Origin of the sequence: Jeotgalibaca arthritidis, assembly GCF_011100465.1 — a bacterium.
GTDB lineage: Bacteria > Bacillota > Bacilli > Lactobacillales > Aerococcaceae > Jeotgalibaca > Jeotgalibaca arthritidis.
This window is the reverse complement of the sequence record NZ_CP049740.1, coordinates 40,999-55,182: the sequence shown is the minus strand read 5'-3', so window position 1 is coordinate 55,182 and position 14,184 is coordinate 40,999. Positions and strand designations below refer to the sequence as shown.

Below are 14,184 nucleotides of genomic sequence, written 5' to 3'. Positions count from 1 at the left end.
GCAGTGCTCGATTCTCATACATTAAAAAAAGATTTTCCTATTTTGTCTCAAACTGTCAATGATGAACCATTGATCTACTTAGATAATGCAGCGACTACACAAAAGCCGACTGCTGTCTTGGATCAATTACGAGACTACTACCTAAACGACAATGCCAACGTCCATCGCGGCGTTCATACTCTGGCAGAACGAGCGACACAAGCTTATGAAGCCAGTCGTGAAAAGGTACGGTCATTCATCAATGCAGCCTCTACAAAAGAAGTCCTTTTTACAAGAGGAACGACCACTGCATTAAACTGGGTGGCCAGTGGCTTTGGCGATTTAGTTGTGTCGGCAGGCGATGAGATTTATATTACACCAATGGAACACCACTCTAATGTGGTGCCATGGCAACAATTAGCCAAACGCAAGCAAGCCAAGTTGGTCTATTTACCGATTACGGAAGACGGTGTCGTTGACCTCCTAGCCGCTAAGGACATCATTTCTGAAAAAGGAAAGATTTTGGCGATTTGTCATGCCTCCAATGTGATGGGGTCAACCCACAACATTCCCGATTTAGCTGAACTCATTCACCAAGTCGGCGGCTATATTGTCGTTGATGGGGCGCAGAGTGTACCACACAAAAAGGTAGACGTTCAAGCTTTAGAAGCGGACTTCTTCGCCTTTAGTGGGCATAAAATGTGCGGACCAACGGGAATTGGTGTATTATATGGCAAACAAACGCTTCTCGAACAAATGCAACCAGTCGAGTTTGGTGGCGAGATGATTGATTTCGTCTATGACCAAGAGTCAACCTGGACAGAGCTTCCTTGGAAGTTCGAAGCAGGGACACCTAATATTGCTGGTGCGATTGGAATAGGAGCAGCCATTGATTACCTTGAAGCGATTGGAATGGATCAGATTGAAGCCCATGAACAAGCTCTAATAGCTCATTTAATGCCGCAACTAGCGGATATTGAAGGGCTGACGATTTATGGACCAAAAGACCACCGCAAGCGCTCAGGGATTGTTACCTTTAACTTAGATGGCGTTCATCCTCACGATTTAGCAACCGCCTTTGATATGGAAGGCATTGCCATTCGTGCCGGACACCATTGTGCCCAACCACTAATGAGACACTTAGACACGCCGGCAACTGCCCGTGCCAGTTTTTATTTTTATAATACCTTAGAAGATGTGGACCAATTCGTTGTGTCGCTCAAGACCATAAAGGAGTTTTTCACTAATGGCTTTATCTAGACTAGAAAATTTATACCGTCATGTCATTCTCGACCACTCATCCCATCCGCGCAATTTCGGCGAATTGGAACAAGCAACGGGAATGATTGAATTGAATAACCCAACCTGTGGGGATGTCGTTCAACTTCATTTGCAAATGGACGGCGACCGAATTGAAAATGTGAAGTTTTCAGGACACGGTTGTTCGATTTCCACTGCTAGCGGCAGTATGATGACTGAGCAGATAAAAGGAAAAACCATCCCAGAAGCACAAACGATGATTGAAGAGTTCTTGCTATTGGTTCAAGGGAAACTCGAAACAGAACACCACCACTTAGGCGACGCTGAAGTGTTAGGCGGCGTTTCTAAATTCCCAGCGCGAATCAAATGCGCCACACTCTCATGGAAAGCATTAGAACAACTACTAAACAACCAGTGATCATAAAGGAGGAATAAATAATGAGTGAAGTACCTGTAGTGGACGATTATAAATTTGGTTTCTCCGATGATGCCGAGATAATCTACACAACCGGAAAAGGCTTGTCTGAAGAGATCGTTCATGAAATCTCTAAGAAAAAAAATGAGCCACAATGGATGCTAGACTACCGTCTAAAAGCATTAGACGTTTACCGTAAAAAAGGATTGCCAGATTGGGGACCAGACTTGTCAGGCCTTGATTTTGACGATATTACTTATTACCAAACCGCAACAGACCGTGTGGCACGCACATGGGATGATGTGCCACAAAAAATTAAAGATACTTTTGAACGTATCGGAATCCCAGAAGCAGAACGTGCTTACCTAGCGGGAACAACGGTTCAATATGAGTCAGAAGCCGTTTACCACAGCATGAAGGAAGAATTTGAAAAATTAGGCATTGTCTTTACTGATACAGATACGGCCTTAAAAGACTATCCTGAAATCTTTAAAGAGCACTTCGGAACAGTTGTCCCACCAACGGATAACTTTGAAGCAGCCCTAAACTCAGCTGTTTGGTCAGGTGGAACCTTTATCTATGTGCCCAAAAACGTGAAGTGTGAAGTACCACTTCAAACTTACTTCCGTATGAACAACGAAGGATCAGGACAGTTCGAACGTACCTTAATCGTTGTTGACGAAGGCGCAAGCATTCACTACGTAGAAGGCTGTACTGCACCAACATATTCAGAGAGCAGTTTACATGCAGCTATCGTTGAGATTGTGGTTAAGAAAGACGCTTACTGCCGTTATACAACCATTCAAAACTGGTCGAACAACGTTTATAACTTGGTAACCAAACGTGCTCACGCTTATGAGAACGCCACAATGGAATGGATCGATGGTAACTTAGGTGCCCATACGACTATGAAATACCCAAGTGTTTACCTAAACGGACGTGGCGCTCGTGGAACGATGTTATCTGTTGCCTTTGCAGGAGAAGGACAAGTCCAAGATACAGGCGCAAAAATGATCCATAACGCACCACAAACATCAAGCTCAATTGTTTCAAAATCAATTGCCAAAGATGGTGGCGCAGTAAACTACCGTGGCCAAGTTCGCTTCGGTAAAAAATCAGAAGGATCAATTTCACATATCGAATGTGATACCATTATTATGGATGACTTATCATCATCAGATACCATCCCATATAACGAGATCCACAACGGCAACGTCGCACTCGAGCACGAAGCCAAAGTATCAAAAATCTCAGAAGAACAATTATACTACTTGATGAGTCGCGGACTAAGCGAACAAGAAGCAACAGAAATGATTGTCATGGGATTCGTTGAACCATTCACCAAAGAACTTCCAATGGAATATGCAGTTGAGTTGAACAGACTGATTGCATATGAGATGGAAGGGTCAGTCGGGTAAAAATCTAAAAGTAGAGCTAGAACGTTGATATATAGCGTTCTAGCTTTTTTATTTTTTGTCTAAGATTCTTATTGAATACCATTTTTAAAAGTTGATATAATCAGCAAACTTTTGAGTTACGTCTTCTTTTGATTTTAGTAACATGAGATCTAAACAATAAATATAAGGAATATTAACTCTAAAAAATGAATAAATCACCTAAGTTACTTGGAAAATATTATCAAAAAGATTGGGAGAGTTTGGAAGTTCATTTGTTTTTCAATCATCTCAGAGAATAGAAGGTGGAATTATGAATAAAATAATTAAACAGAAAATTAAAGAAGTTGAAAAAAGAGAAAAGGTTAAAGTTATCCTAGCGGTTGAGTCGGGTAGCAGAGCATGGGGCTTTGAGTCAAAAGATAGTGATTATGACGTGAGATTCATCTATCTACGAGAAAAAGATGATTATTTGAAATTGGAAGGTCTAAGAGATGTTATAGAGTGGCAACTTGATGAAACATTAGACATTAACGGGTGGGATATTCAAAAGGCTTTGAGATTACTGTATAAATCGAATCCTACATTATTTGAGTGGTGCTCATCCCCAATCGTTTATTATGAAACGTCTGAGGCTGATGAATTAAGAAAGCTATTACCATCTTACTTTTCTGATAAGAAGCTACTTTATCATTATTGGAATATGGCAAAATCTAACTATCGTGAATACTTGAAGAACAATAAAGTAACGGCTAAAAAATATTTTTATGTATTAAGACCAATTTTAGCTGCTAACTGGGTTCTAGAACATAATAGCAATCCACCTATGGAGTTTGAAAAATTAATTGAAGATCAATTAAGCTCTGATCTAAAGCCTATTGTATATGACCTTTTAGAAAAGAAGAAATCAATTAACGAGCTAGATTTAGTGGATAGAATAGATGTCTTAAATCAATATATCGAAGAGAATATTGATAATCTAGAAGAGAAGGCTCAAAGTTCACTAGATAAAAATGATATCAATTGGGAACCACTGAATGAGTTTTTCTTGAAACTATTAGGTGAGTAGTTTTTATAATTCACCATAGTAGAGAATTTAGTAATATGGCAAATAAAAAACGATTAAGAATACTAGTAAACAAAACAGGTAATTACTTTATATTTTTTTCGTATAGATGTCCTAAGCGTAGAAAAATTATAAAATTAACCAAATAAAATATTCTTTTATCATCTATTATTATTTTTGTTTGATATAATTTATTTTATATAAATTATAATTGAGGCGGTATCGAATGTTTTCAATATACATGAATGAACAGGATAAAACGAATCAAATAACAGACTGGAGACTCTCGAGTAAAGGAAACCAATTGATGGTGACCGTAGATTTTCCCTCAGGTAAATCATTTACACAACCGTTAGACTTATGTAAGATTACACCGCAAAATGAAATAGAGGCAGGACTTTTATCTAGCGAAGAAAACATTTATCATCAAATAGATAAAGCGACTGAATATGGTGATAAATATCTTGTTGTAAACTATCCAAATGATCCAAAAAAGTATGTTATGAAGTCGGAGAACGTAAATATTATTGAGAATTCTAGCTTGAAAAACGAAAATATATTTTCTTATTTTACTAAAATTGTGAAAGAGCGTGTTAATCAGGCTAGTCCAAAGAATAAACCTATGGCCGAAAATATAGAGAGACAATTGAATAAAGTTATTCCTTTTAAAGGAACTGCTCTACATGCTTATTGTTATGGTAAGAACGAAATTAGAGATTCTTTGGAGCATTATATTTTTCCGTTTGGTTTAAATGAGAGTCAATTGGAAGCAGTTGAAAATGCTTTTTCTTCCCAAATTAGCATTATTGAAGGCCCTCCTGGTACTGGAAAAACACAAACTATTTTGAACATCATTGCAAATATTTTAGTGAATAAAAAAACAGTGGCGATTGTATCAAATAACAATCCAGCAGTTGAAAATGTATATGAAAAGATGAAAAAAAAAGAATTAGATTACCTTGTTGCCAAACTAGGGAGTTCAAATAATAAAACAGAATTCTTTTCAGCATTGAAGGAAGTGCCACTTTATAATTCGGATTCTGAAGCTATTACTATAGAGGAAATTGACGAGATTTTGGTAAAGGTGAGAACAGGCCTAACTACACAAAATATAGTGGCACAATTGATAGCAGAAATCAGTGAGCTATCTATTGAGAAAAAACACCTAGAAGAATGGTATGAGGAAAATGAACGTGGAAGTTTAATGAATGTTGGTAGATACAAATTGAGTCCAGAGAAAACTTCTGATTTACTTGCCTATATGAACTTCCTTTCTCCAAAAAAACTTTCTTTCAAAGAGAGGGTTCGTCTGTTATTAGATTTTCGAATATTTAGAACTAAATTTTTAGATACTTATACTGAACGAATAAATTTTATTTATTCTTTACAGTATTATTATTATGAAATAAAGCTACAACAAAAAGAGCAGCAATTAGAAAAGTATAAGAATGATTTGAAGAAAGATAACTTCAAACAATTATTAGAAGACTTAACTGACAAATCAATGCGATATCTTAATCAAGAATTATCCAAGACAATTCCATTGAATTCGAGTTTTACCAGCGATAATTACAAAAAGGATTTCTCTAATTTTATCAAGAGATTTCCTGTAATTGGTAGTAGCACACATTCGATTATTAATTCAATAGCGGATGGAGCTGTATTGGACTATGTCATTATTGATGAAGCATCTCAACAAGACATTGTTCCAGGTATTTTAAGTTTGGGATGTGCAAAAAATATTATTGTTGTGGGTGATCGTAAGCAACTTCCACATATACCAGAAAAAACAGACATTGCGGTTCCTTCTAAATATTATGATTGTACAAAGTATAGTTTGTTAGATTCATTTGTTAAGTTATTTAATGATCAAGTTCCAATAACCTTATTGAAAGAACATTACCGTTGTCATCCCAAAATCATCCAGTTTTGTAATCAGCAATTTTATAATAATAAACTAATACCGATGACTATAGATGAAGGAGAATCTTCGATTCAGCTTATTACCACATCTAAAGGAAATCATGCCCGAAAACGAACTAATTTGAGGGAAATCGAGTCTCTAATTGAAGTTGGTAGGTCTGATGAAATAGATATTGGTTTTATTGCACCCTATAATAATCAAGTCAACTTGGCAGGAGCTTATTTACCAGAAAAGTATGCTAGAGCGACTATTCATAAATTTCAAGGAAGAGAATGCAAAGAGATTATTTTTTCAACAGTATTGGATAAGAAAGAAAATAATCAAAACTCTATTAATTTTGTAGATGATCCACATCTAGTTAATGTAGCCGTTTCAAGAGCGATTAATAAGTTCACTTTAGTAACTGGCGATGATGTATTTACAAGGAACAATCGAAGCTTAGCGGCTTTAGTTAGGTATATTAAATACTATGCTCCTGATGACCATGTTCATGATAGTCCTGTAATTTCAGCTTTTGATTTATTGTATAATGAGTACGATCGTTCTCTAGAAAAATTAAATGATAGATTGAATTTAAAAGATTCATATTTTAAATCTGAGCGGATTATGGCTGCCGTATTAAAGGACATTTTAAAGAAAGAAGAATTTATGTCTTTAAAATTTCATATGCAGATTGATTTAATTCAGCTTGTCTCAGTTAAGAATAATTTATTTAATGAAAGAGAATTAGAATTTATGAAACAAAAAGCAAGTTGTGATTTTGTCATTTATTATAAGGTCGGGAAGAATCCAATAGGTGTCATTGAAATTGATGGTAGTAGTCATGAAAATAGGGTGCAGCAAGAGCGAGATGTACTAAAAAATGCTATTTTGCAGAAAACAGACATTCCTTTGCTTAGACTTAAGACAGTTGAGGGGAATATTGAGAAAAAAACATTATCATTTTTAAACGAGTGCATTATTAAGAGTCATGTCAATGAGAATTAAGGAAATTAATTTTGGAGTTTTTTTACCTTTGCTTCTTTATTCAGAGCTTCAACTGACTTTCGGCTCTCGAACCTCTGGATTTATCCAAAAAAGAGAGGTTCAAGCGACTTTCCACGCCTGAACCTCTTAATTTTTCCAAAATAAAGAGCTTCACTCCGATTTTTAACCTCGAACCTCTCAAACAGCGCAACCAAACCAAAAAGTTCTAACCTTCACAAACTGCGTTGCAAAATCCCGATAACTCCTATACACTTAATGTATCAAGATAAAAGGAGGAATCGCTATGAAAGGCTGGCAATTTGTAGGAACAAACGAACCGTTAGAACTGATTGAAAAGGCTGATCCAGTTGTTGAAGCTGGTAAGGTTGTAATAGATGTCAAGGTTGCAGGTTTGTGTCACTCTGATGTGGGTGTGTTGAGGGATCCAGGTTGGTTAGAATTACTTGGTGATTTACCGATTATTATGGGACATGAGGTAGCAGGTGTTATTTCTGAAATAGGTGAAGGGGTTAGCGACTTTAAGGTAGGTGACAAGGTAGCGGTTTGCCCGACTGGCCCTAGTAAAACGACACCGGGTTATCATTATGACGGTGGATTTGGCACCAAAGTATTGGCGCCGGCAGAGGATTTAATTTTGATTCCAGATGGGGTGTCTTTTGCTCAAGCGGCAGCTGGAACGGATGCTGGGATGACGTCTTACAACGCAACCTTTACAAAGGGTGGCGTTGAAGCGGGCATGACTGTTGGGATGATTGGGATTGGCGGTCTTGGACAGATTGCGCTGGAAGCAGCTCTGGCTAAAGGAGCGAAGGTTTATGCTATCGATACGAATCCAAATGCGAGAGCTTTGGCAGAGGAATTAGGCGCGACTGCTGTGTTCGAAAATGTGAAAGAAATCTCGAATTATCAGCCAGACGTAATTATTGACTTCGCTGGCTTTGATATTACGACTCGGGAAGCGCTAGAATCAGTTGGCTTCCAAGGTAAAGTGGTGCTGGTCGGCATGGGTAAATTAGAAACGACCATTAATGTGACGTCTATGATTACCAAACAGGCAACACTAGTCGGCAGTAATGGTGGAACGAAGGAAGATATTGTTGCGGTCTACGATATGATTGCTAAAGGACAGCTCCATCCAAAAATAACAGAGATTACATTTGATGAAATTCCAGAAGGGATTCAGTTGTTAGAAGATAATAAAGTGACAGGTCGTTTGGTTGCAGTAATGGATCGTTAGAAGTAAGACAGTTTGCCTACTTTCTTTGAAATTCTGTTATCGGTATCAAATGCGATAAGACTGGGAAAATTAGACAAACTGTCTTTTTTTTAACTGAAATTCTTATTGTCCAATTTAATGAATAGTGATATTCTTCATATATAGCGAAAGCGCTTGCCTATCGATGATTACTGGCTTTGTTGCCGTCATCGTTTTGCGAGTTATTTCTACTTGCTTAGTGTAATCGTTTTCCAATCGGGTGCTCTGCTACTAAGGAGGGGTGGAAAGGGCAATAATTTCATTATCATGAACAAGCTTTTATTTTTTTATATGAGCAAGGAAAAATTTAAGAGAATTGAGGAGATTAATATGAAAAAATCTTTACTTTCTTTATTATCAATGATGAGTGCAGCAACATTATTGGCAGCATGTGGTGGATCTGATTCTAATGCTGGTTCAGGAAATGACGGTGGCGAAACAGCCGATGCAGGGACTGTTTACTATCTAAACTTTAAACCTGAAATTGCAGATGCGATTGAAGATTTAGCAGAAGCTTATACAGAAGAAACAGGTATTGAAGTGAAAATGGTAACGGCAGCGAGTGGTACCTATGAGCAAACCTTGAAAACGGAAATCACCAAATCAGCACCGCCAACTGTGTTCTTTATTAATGGACCAATTGGCTACAATAATTGGAAAGACTACACATTAGACTTAAGTCAAACAGACTTATACAGCTGGCTAGTTGATAAAGACTTAGCCATTACAGAAGATTTGAGTGTCTACGGCTTACCAATTACGGTAGAAGGATACGGTATTATTTACAACAACGCGGTTATGGACGCATACTTTGCTTCAGCAAATAAGAAAACAGACTATACATCAGTTGATGACATTAATAATTTTGATGCATTGAAAGCGGTTGTAGAAGATATGACAGCCTTGAAAGATGAATTAGGTATTGAAGGGGTATTCTCTTCAACATCTCTAGCATCTGGTGAGCAATGGCGCTTCCAAACTCACTTAGCTAACTTACCGATTTACTATGAATACAAAGATAAAGATGTTGATAGCTTAAGTGAAATTGATTTTACCCACTCAAAAGAGTACCAAAACATTTTTGACTTATACTTGAACAATTCAACAACAGCACCTGGATTGCTAGGAAGCAAAACAACGACTGATTCAATGACTGAATTTGCTTTAGGAAAATCAGCAATGGTTCAAAACGGGAACTGGGGCTGGGGCCAAATTAGTGGTACGGAAGGGAACGTTGTAAACGAAGAAGATGTTCACTTTATGCCAATCTATATTGGAGCTGAAGGTGAAGAGAGTCAAGGGCTAGCGATTGGGACAGAAAACTTCTTAGCAATCAACAGCCAAGCCGCTGAAGAAGATATTCAAGCCTCAATTGACTTTGTTGAATGGATGTACAGCTCAGAAACAGGTAAAGATTATGTGATTAATGAATTTGGGTTCATTCCAACCTTTAACAGCTTTACTGAAGATGAATTCCCAACTGATCCATTAGCACAAGATGTCCTTGCTTCAATGAATGATGAAATGCAATACAGTGTACCGTGGTCATTTACAACATTCCCAAGTGAACAGTTCAAGGATGATTTCGGTAGCGCGTTATTAATGTATGCACAAGAGCAAGCAACATGGGACGAAGTAACAGAGACTGTTATCGATTCATGGGCTCGTGAAGCATCCTTAACACAATAATGATACTGAATAGATTAGTCTTCTTAGAGTCTCTAAGAAGACTAATCTCATTATTTTTACGAAGGCTGTACAGCAATCAAACAACTAAAGTAACAATGAATTTTTTGAATAGGAGGTCATGGTTTTGCACAAATCACTAAAGAAATATTTTCCCATATTCGTTTTACCGACACTGGTCGCCTTCATTATTGCCTTTTTAATTCCATTTGTATTGGGTGTTTATCTATCATTCACTGAATTTAATACAGTCGTCGATGCAGCTTGGGTTGGCTTTGAAAACTATAAGAAAGCTTTTGCGGACCCTGGCTTTATGAGTGCCTTGTGGTTTACAGTGAAATTTACAATCGTCTCTGTCATGACGATTAATGTGATCGCCTTTTTCTTAGCCTTGCTACTGACAGGCGCAATTAAAGGAACGAAGTTATTTAGAACGGTCTTTTTCATGCCCAATTTAATTGGGGGTATTGTACTGGGCTATGTGTGGTTAGCTATTATAAACTCTATTCTTTATAACTTCGGTGTGACGATTACCTATAGTCCCGAATATGGCTTTTGGGGCTTGGTTATCTTGATGAATTGGCAATTAATAGGCTACATGATGGTCATTTATATTTCTGGTATTCAAAATATTCCAAATGATTTGTACGAAGCAGCCAGAATTGATGGGGCGAACAAACTACAAATTTTAAAAGACGTGACTATTCCCTTAGTCATTCCATCCGCAACAATTTGTTTATTCTTAACCTTAACTAACTCATTTAAACTATTTGATCAAAACTTGGCATTAACAAATGGTGCGCCCGCAGAAACAACGAATATGTTGGCATTGAATATTTATAAGACATTTTACGGTCGTATGGGCTGGGAAGGTGTTGGACAAGCCAAAGCGGTCATTTTCTTCATCATCGTTGGGATTATCGCCATTACCCAAGTTTATTTAACGCGTAGTAAGGAGGTAGAAAACTAATGAATACATCATCCAAAAAATTCAGCGATAAGGTCTGGTTCATTATTGTGTCGGCACTAGCGATTCTATTTTTAGCGCCTATTTTCCTTATCTTAATTAACTCCTTCAAGGGGAAACTGTTCATTAGTGAAGACCTGTTCTCGCTACCGAATGCAACAACCTTTGTTGGCTTAGAAAACTATACACGTGGGATTAGCACCGTAAACTTCTGGCACGCCTTTATGTATTCTATTTTTATTACGGTCTTCTCAGTTGGAACGATTGTCTTATTGACATCTATGACAGCTTGGTTTATTGTCCGTGTTAAAAATAAATTCACTTCATCTTTATATTATCTGTTTGTTTTCTCGATGATTGTACCTTTTCAAATGGTGATGTTTACACTCACGTGGTTTGCCAACCAGTTAAGTTTAGACAATCCAATAGGCATTATTTTCATCTATCTGGGTTTCGGTTCGGGTTTATCTGTCTTTGTTTTCACGGGCTTTATTAAGTCCGTTCCTAAAGAAATTGAAGAGGCGGCTATTATTGATGGCTGCGGACCGATACGCACCTTCTTCTTAGTTGTCCTGCCGATTTTGAAACCAACCGTTATTACGGTAGCTATTTTAAATGCCATGTGGATTTGGAATGACTACTTATTGCCGTACCTGTTGCTAGGAACTGAATACAAGACCATTCCAATCGCCATTCAATACCTACAAGGTTCATACGGCAATACCGACTATGGTTCTCTCATGGCACTGCTTGTTCTAGCGATTATTCCAGTGGTAGTTTTCTATCTAGCCATGCAAAAGCACATCATCAAGAGTATTACCTCAGGGGCAGTCAAAGGGTAATTAGCCTTTGACTAGTCTTTTATCTGTTCTTTCCAAAGTGATATAATAGAGAAAGACAAATAAGAAACGGGGCGTGATGATGTATCAAGCAAATGAAAACCGTTATAAGAATATGAGTTATCGTCAAGTGGGTAAGTCTGGTTTGAAATTACCGGCAATTTCACTAGGCTTATGGCATAACTTTGGCGATGTTGATTCACTCGAAAACCAACGTGCTATTTTAAGAACTGCCTTTGATAATGGCATTACCCATTTTGATTTAGCTAATAACTATGGTCCACCAGCTGGGTCGGCTGAAACAAACTTTGGTCGTTTGTTTAAGGAAGATTTTAAAGCTTATCGTGACGAGCTTATTATTTCGTCTAAGGCAGGTTATTATATGTGGCCAGGTCCTTATGGTGAGTGGGGTTCTAAAAAGAGTATTATCGCTAGCTGTAATCAAAGTTTACAGCGGATGGGATTAGACTATGTTGATATTTTCTACCACCATCGTCCAGATCCAAACACGCCAATTATTGAAACAGCTCAAGCACTTGATTTATTGGTTAAACAAGGAAAAGCCTTGTATATTGGGGTTTCAAATTATTCGCCTGAACAAACAGCAGAGATTTCGAAATGGTTTAAAGAATGGCATACGCCATTTATTATCCATCAACCTGCTTATAATATGTTTAATCGTTGGATTGAAGATGGCTTAACAGATGTATTAGCCGAAGAAGAATTGGGTGCGATTGTCTTTAGTCCATTGGCACAAGGGTTATTAACCAACCGCTATTTAAATGGTATTCCGGAAGATTCTCGTGCGCATCGTTCAGATAGCCCATTCTTGTCAGCAGAAAATGTCGATAACACCATCAATACGGTTCGCCAATTAAACGCGGTCGCAGAGAAACGTGGTCAAACATTGGCTGAAATGGCTCTAGCTTGGAACTTGCGTCAGCCTGTGGTTTCAAGTGTGTTAATTGGGGCATCGCGTGTCAGCCAATTGGAGGACAACTTAAAAGCCCTTCAAAATCTTGATTTCTCAGCAGAAGAATTAGCAGAAATTGATCGTATATTAGCAAAATAAAGGCTAAAAAAGGAGCAGGGGAATCATTTCCCTGCTCCTTTTAGCTCGTTTAATCGGTTAGTGTTTCGAGAATCGTTTTGACCGTAACAGTACCATAAAACAAATTGTTTTCTGTGACGATCACTCGCTCATAAACTTTATGGTTTGAGCGAGCCATTGCTAAATGGGAAACCGTATTGATAGGTGTACAGCGGTCCACAGATAAGAATTGCTTATTCATCACATTCGCAATTTTTGTAGAGTGTTGGTTTTCTTCTTCCATCCATTCTAAAATAGCCTTTTGACTAATCAACCCAACCGGTCGCTTGTCTTTGACAACTGCTAAGGCTAAACATTCCGGATCGTTCATAAAATAAGTATAGACCTCACCAATCGTATCATCCGGTGAAAAGACATCTGTTTGAGTAGATAGACTGTCAATCGTCTGTTTATGCTGTTGACTCAGCTGCGATTTCTCGTTAAGCGTTTCAATTGTTTTAATGACAGTTGGTTGGATAGCTTGAATAGCCGTTTCAGGTTTTTGGAAATAATGACCTTGGCCGTAGTGAACACCTAATTTAATGATCGCTTCAAGTTCGGGATAGGTTTCAATGCCTTCTGCAATTAATTTAATATTTGAAACTTTAGAAAATTCAACCATTCCTTTAACGAGGGCACTCTTGATATTACTCAAATGAATATTGCGAATCAAATTCATATCCAACTTAATGTAGTTGGGGTCAACATCACTAATCAGATTAAGGCCGGAGTGGCCAGCGCCAGTGTCATCAATTGCGATTTTATAATCTTGATTTTTATAATGTTCAATCGTCGCTTTAAAGCCACTCATATCATCAATAACCGTTCGTTCTGTTATCTCGAAAATGATATGAGTAGGAGAGATACCATACTGCTCTAAAAACGATTTAGAAAAACTCTCTTCTAAAGAATAGTTCGTCATAATATTAGGATTAATATTTACAAATATTTTCTTATTAAAATCAGGTGTTATAAAGGTTTGAACAGCCTCAAAAGCTCTTGTTCGACACAATAAGTCTAGTGGCCATAATAAGTCATATTGTTTAGCAGCCACAAATAATTGCTCCGTATTCTCAAACGCACTTTCGCCAACAATCCTGCTCAGTGCTTCATAGCCCAAAATATCACCATTTTCTAGCGATACTATTGGTTGAAAGACACTCCGTATTCGTTTTTCTTCGATAATGCTTTTTAGGGACTCCTCCTGGCTAATCATTTCACACCTCCATCTTAAAAGAGTTGGTTCTTTTATAGTTTATTATAGTATAGTTATCGGCTAAATATACTATTTTTGTAGTGAATTTATCTGAATAAATATATTT

The 14,184-nt window shown here is 37.5% G+C and carries 11 protein-coding genes; 10 read left to right on the top strand and 1 reads right to left on the bottom strand.

The features are described 5' to 3' along the window. The first annotated feature begins 3 nt into the window (after positions 1-3). The 10 genes from G7057_RS00305 to mgrA all read left to right on the top strand — a co-directional run bounded on the left by G7057_RS00305 (position 4) and on the right by mgrA (position 12,844). Complete coding sequence (locus G7057_RS00305; RefSeq protein ID WP_166160521.1) at positions 4-1,239, top strand: cysteine desulfurase; 1,236 nt, start codon at positions 4-6, stop codon at positions 1,237-1,239. After that, the gene (gene sufU / locus G7057_RS00300; protein WP_076765695.1) at positions 1,226-1,657 is read left to right on the top strand and encodes a Fe-S cluster assembly sulfur transfer protein SufU; all 432 of its coding nucleotides are present in this window, start codon (positions 1,226-1,228) and stop codon (positions 1,655-1,657) included. The genes G7057_RS00305 and sufU overlap by 14 nt, the downstream gene beginning before the upstream one ends. 20 nt (positions 1,658-1,677) lie before the next feature. Next, positions 1,678-3,072 (top strand): Fe-S cluster assembly protein SufB, encoded by a 1,395-nt coding sequence (sufB, locus tag G7057_RS00295; protein ID WP_076765697.1) that lies wholly within the window; start codon positions 1,678-1,680, stop codon positions 3,070-3,072. Positions 3,073-3,361: 289 nt separating this feature from the next. Next, complete coding sequence (locus G7057_RS00290; protein WP_166160520.1) at positions 3,362-4,117, top strand: nucleotidyltransferase domain-containing protein; 756 nt, start codon at positions 3,362-3,364, stop codon at positions 4,115-4,117. 223 nt (positions 4,118-4,340) lie between these two features. Continuing rightward, positions 4,341-7,025: an AAA domain-containing protein gene (locus G7057_RS00285; protein WP_166160519.1), complete on the top strand. Its 2,685-nt coding sequence runs from the start codon at positions 4,341-4,343 to the stop codon at positions 7,023-7,025. 283 nt (positions 7,026-7,308) lie between these two features. Further along, positions 7,309-8,262, top strand: coding sequence for a zinc-binding dehydrogenase (locus G7057_RS00280; protein ID WP_166160518.1), 954 nt, complete (start codon positions 7,309-7,311; stop codon positions 8,260-8,262). Positions 8,263-8,610: 348 nt separating this feature from the next. Continuing rightward, positions 8,611-9,969 (top strand): ABC transporter substrate-binding protein, encoded by a 1,359-nt coding sequence (locus G7057_RS00275; protein ID WP_227004607.1) that lies wholly within the window; start codon positions 8,611-8,613, stop codon positions 9,967-9,969. A gap of 124 nt (positions 9,970-10,093) precedes the next feature. Continuing rightward, entirely contained in the window at positions 10,094-10,936 is an 843-nt protein-coding gene (locus G7057_RS00270; protein WP_166160517.1) for a carbohydrate ABC transporter permease, read from the top strand. Beyond that, positions 10,936-11,775: a carbohydrate ABC transporter permease gene (locus G7057_RS00265; protein ID WP_166160516.1), complete on the top strand. Its 840-nt coding sequence runs from the start codon at positions 10,936-10,938 to the stop codon at positions 11,773-11,775. The genes G7057_RS00270 and G7057_RS00265 overlap by 1 nt, the downstream gene beginning before the upstream one ends. A gap of 79 nt (positions 11,776-11,854) precedes the next feature. Further along, positions 11,855-12,844: an L-glyceraldehyde 3-phosphate reductase gene (gene mgrA, locus G7057_RS00260; RefSeq protein ID WP_166160515.1), complete on the top strand. Its 990-nt coding sequence runs from the start codon at positions 11,855-11,857 to the stop codon at positions 12,842-12,844. Between the two features lie 49 nt (positions 12,845-12,893). On the opposite strand, the gene G7057_RS00255 is transcribed toward mgrA, so the two are convergent. Beyond that, a complete protein-coding gene (locus tag G7057_RS00255) occupies positions 12,894-14,078 on the bottom strand; it encodes an EAL domain-containing protein (RefSeq protein WP_166160514.1) in 1,185 nt (394 codons plus the stop codon). Positions 14,079-14,184: the final 106 nt, after the last annotated feature.

What these genes read in the sequence shown, in the direction of transcription:
- sufU (WP_076765695.1), top strand. Translation starts at nt 1,226, where the DNA reads ATGGCTTTATCTAGACTAGAAAATTTATACCGTCATGTCATTCTCGAC.
- sufB (WP_076765697.1), top strand. Translation starts at nt 1,678, where the DNA reads ATGAGTGAAGTACCTGTAGTGGACGATTATAAATTTGGTTTCTCCGAT.
- G7057_RS00290 (WP_166160520.1), top strand. Translation starts at nt 3,362, where the DNA reads ATGAATAAAATAATTAAACAGAAAATTAAAGAAGTTGAAAAAAGAGAA.
- G7057_RS00285 (WP_166160519.1), top strand. Translation starts at nt 4,341, where the DNA reads ATGTTTTCAATATACATGAATGAACAGGATAAAACGAATCAAATAACA.
- G7057_RS00280 (WP_166160518.1), top strand. Translation starts at nt 7,309, where the DNA reads ATGAAAGGCTGGCAATTTGTAGGAACAAACGAACCGTTAGAACTGATT.
- G7057_RS00275 (WP_227004607.1), top strand. Translation starts at nt 8,611, where the DNA reads ATGAAAAAATCTTTACTTTCTTTATTATCAATGATGAGTGCAGCAACA.
- G7057_RS00265 (WP_166160516.1), top strand. Translation starts at nt 10,936, where the DNA reads ATGAATACATCATCCAAAAAATTCAGCGATAAGGTCTGGTTCATTATT.
- mgrA (WP_166160515.1), top strand. Translation starts at nt 11,855, where the DNA reads ATGTATCAAGCAAATGAAAACCGTTATAAGAATATGAGTTATCGTCAA.
- G7057_RS00255 (WP_166160514.1), bottom strand. Translation starts at nt 14,078, where the DNA reads ATGATTAGCCAGGAGGAGTCCCTAAAAAGCATTATCGAAGAAAAACGA.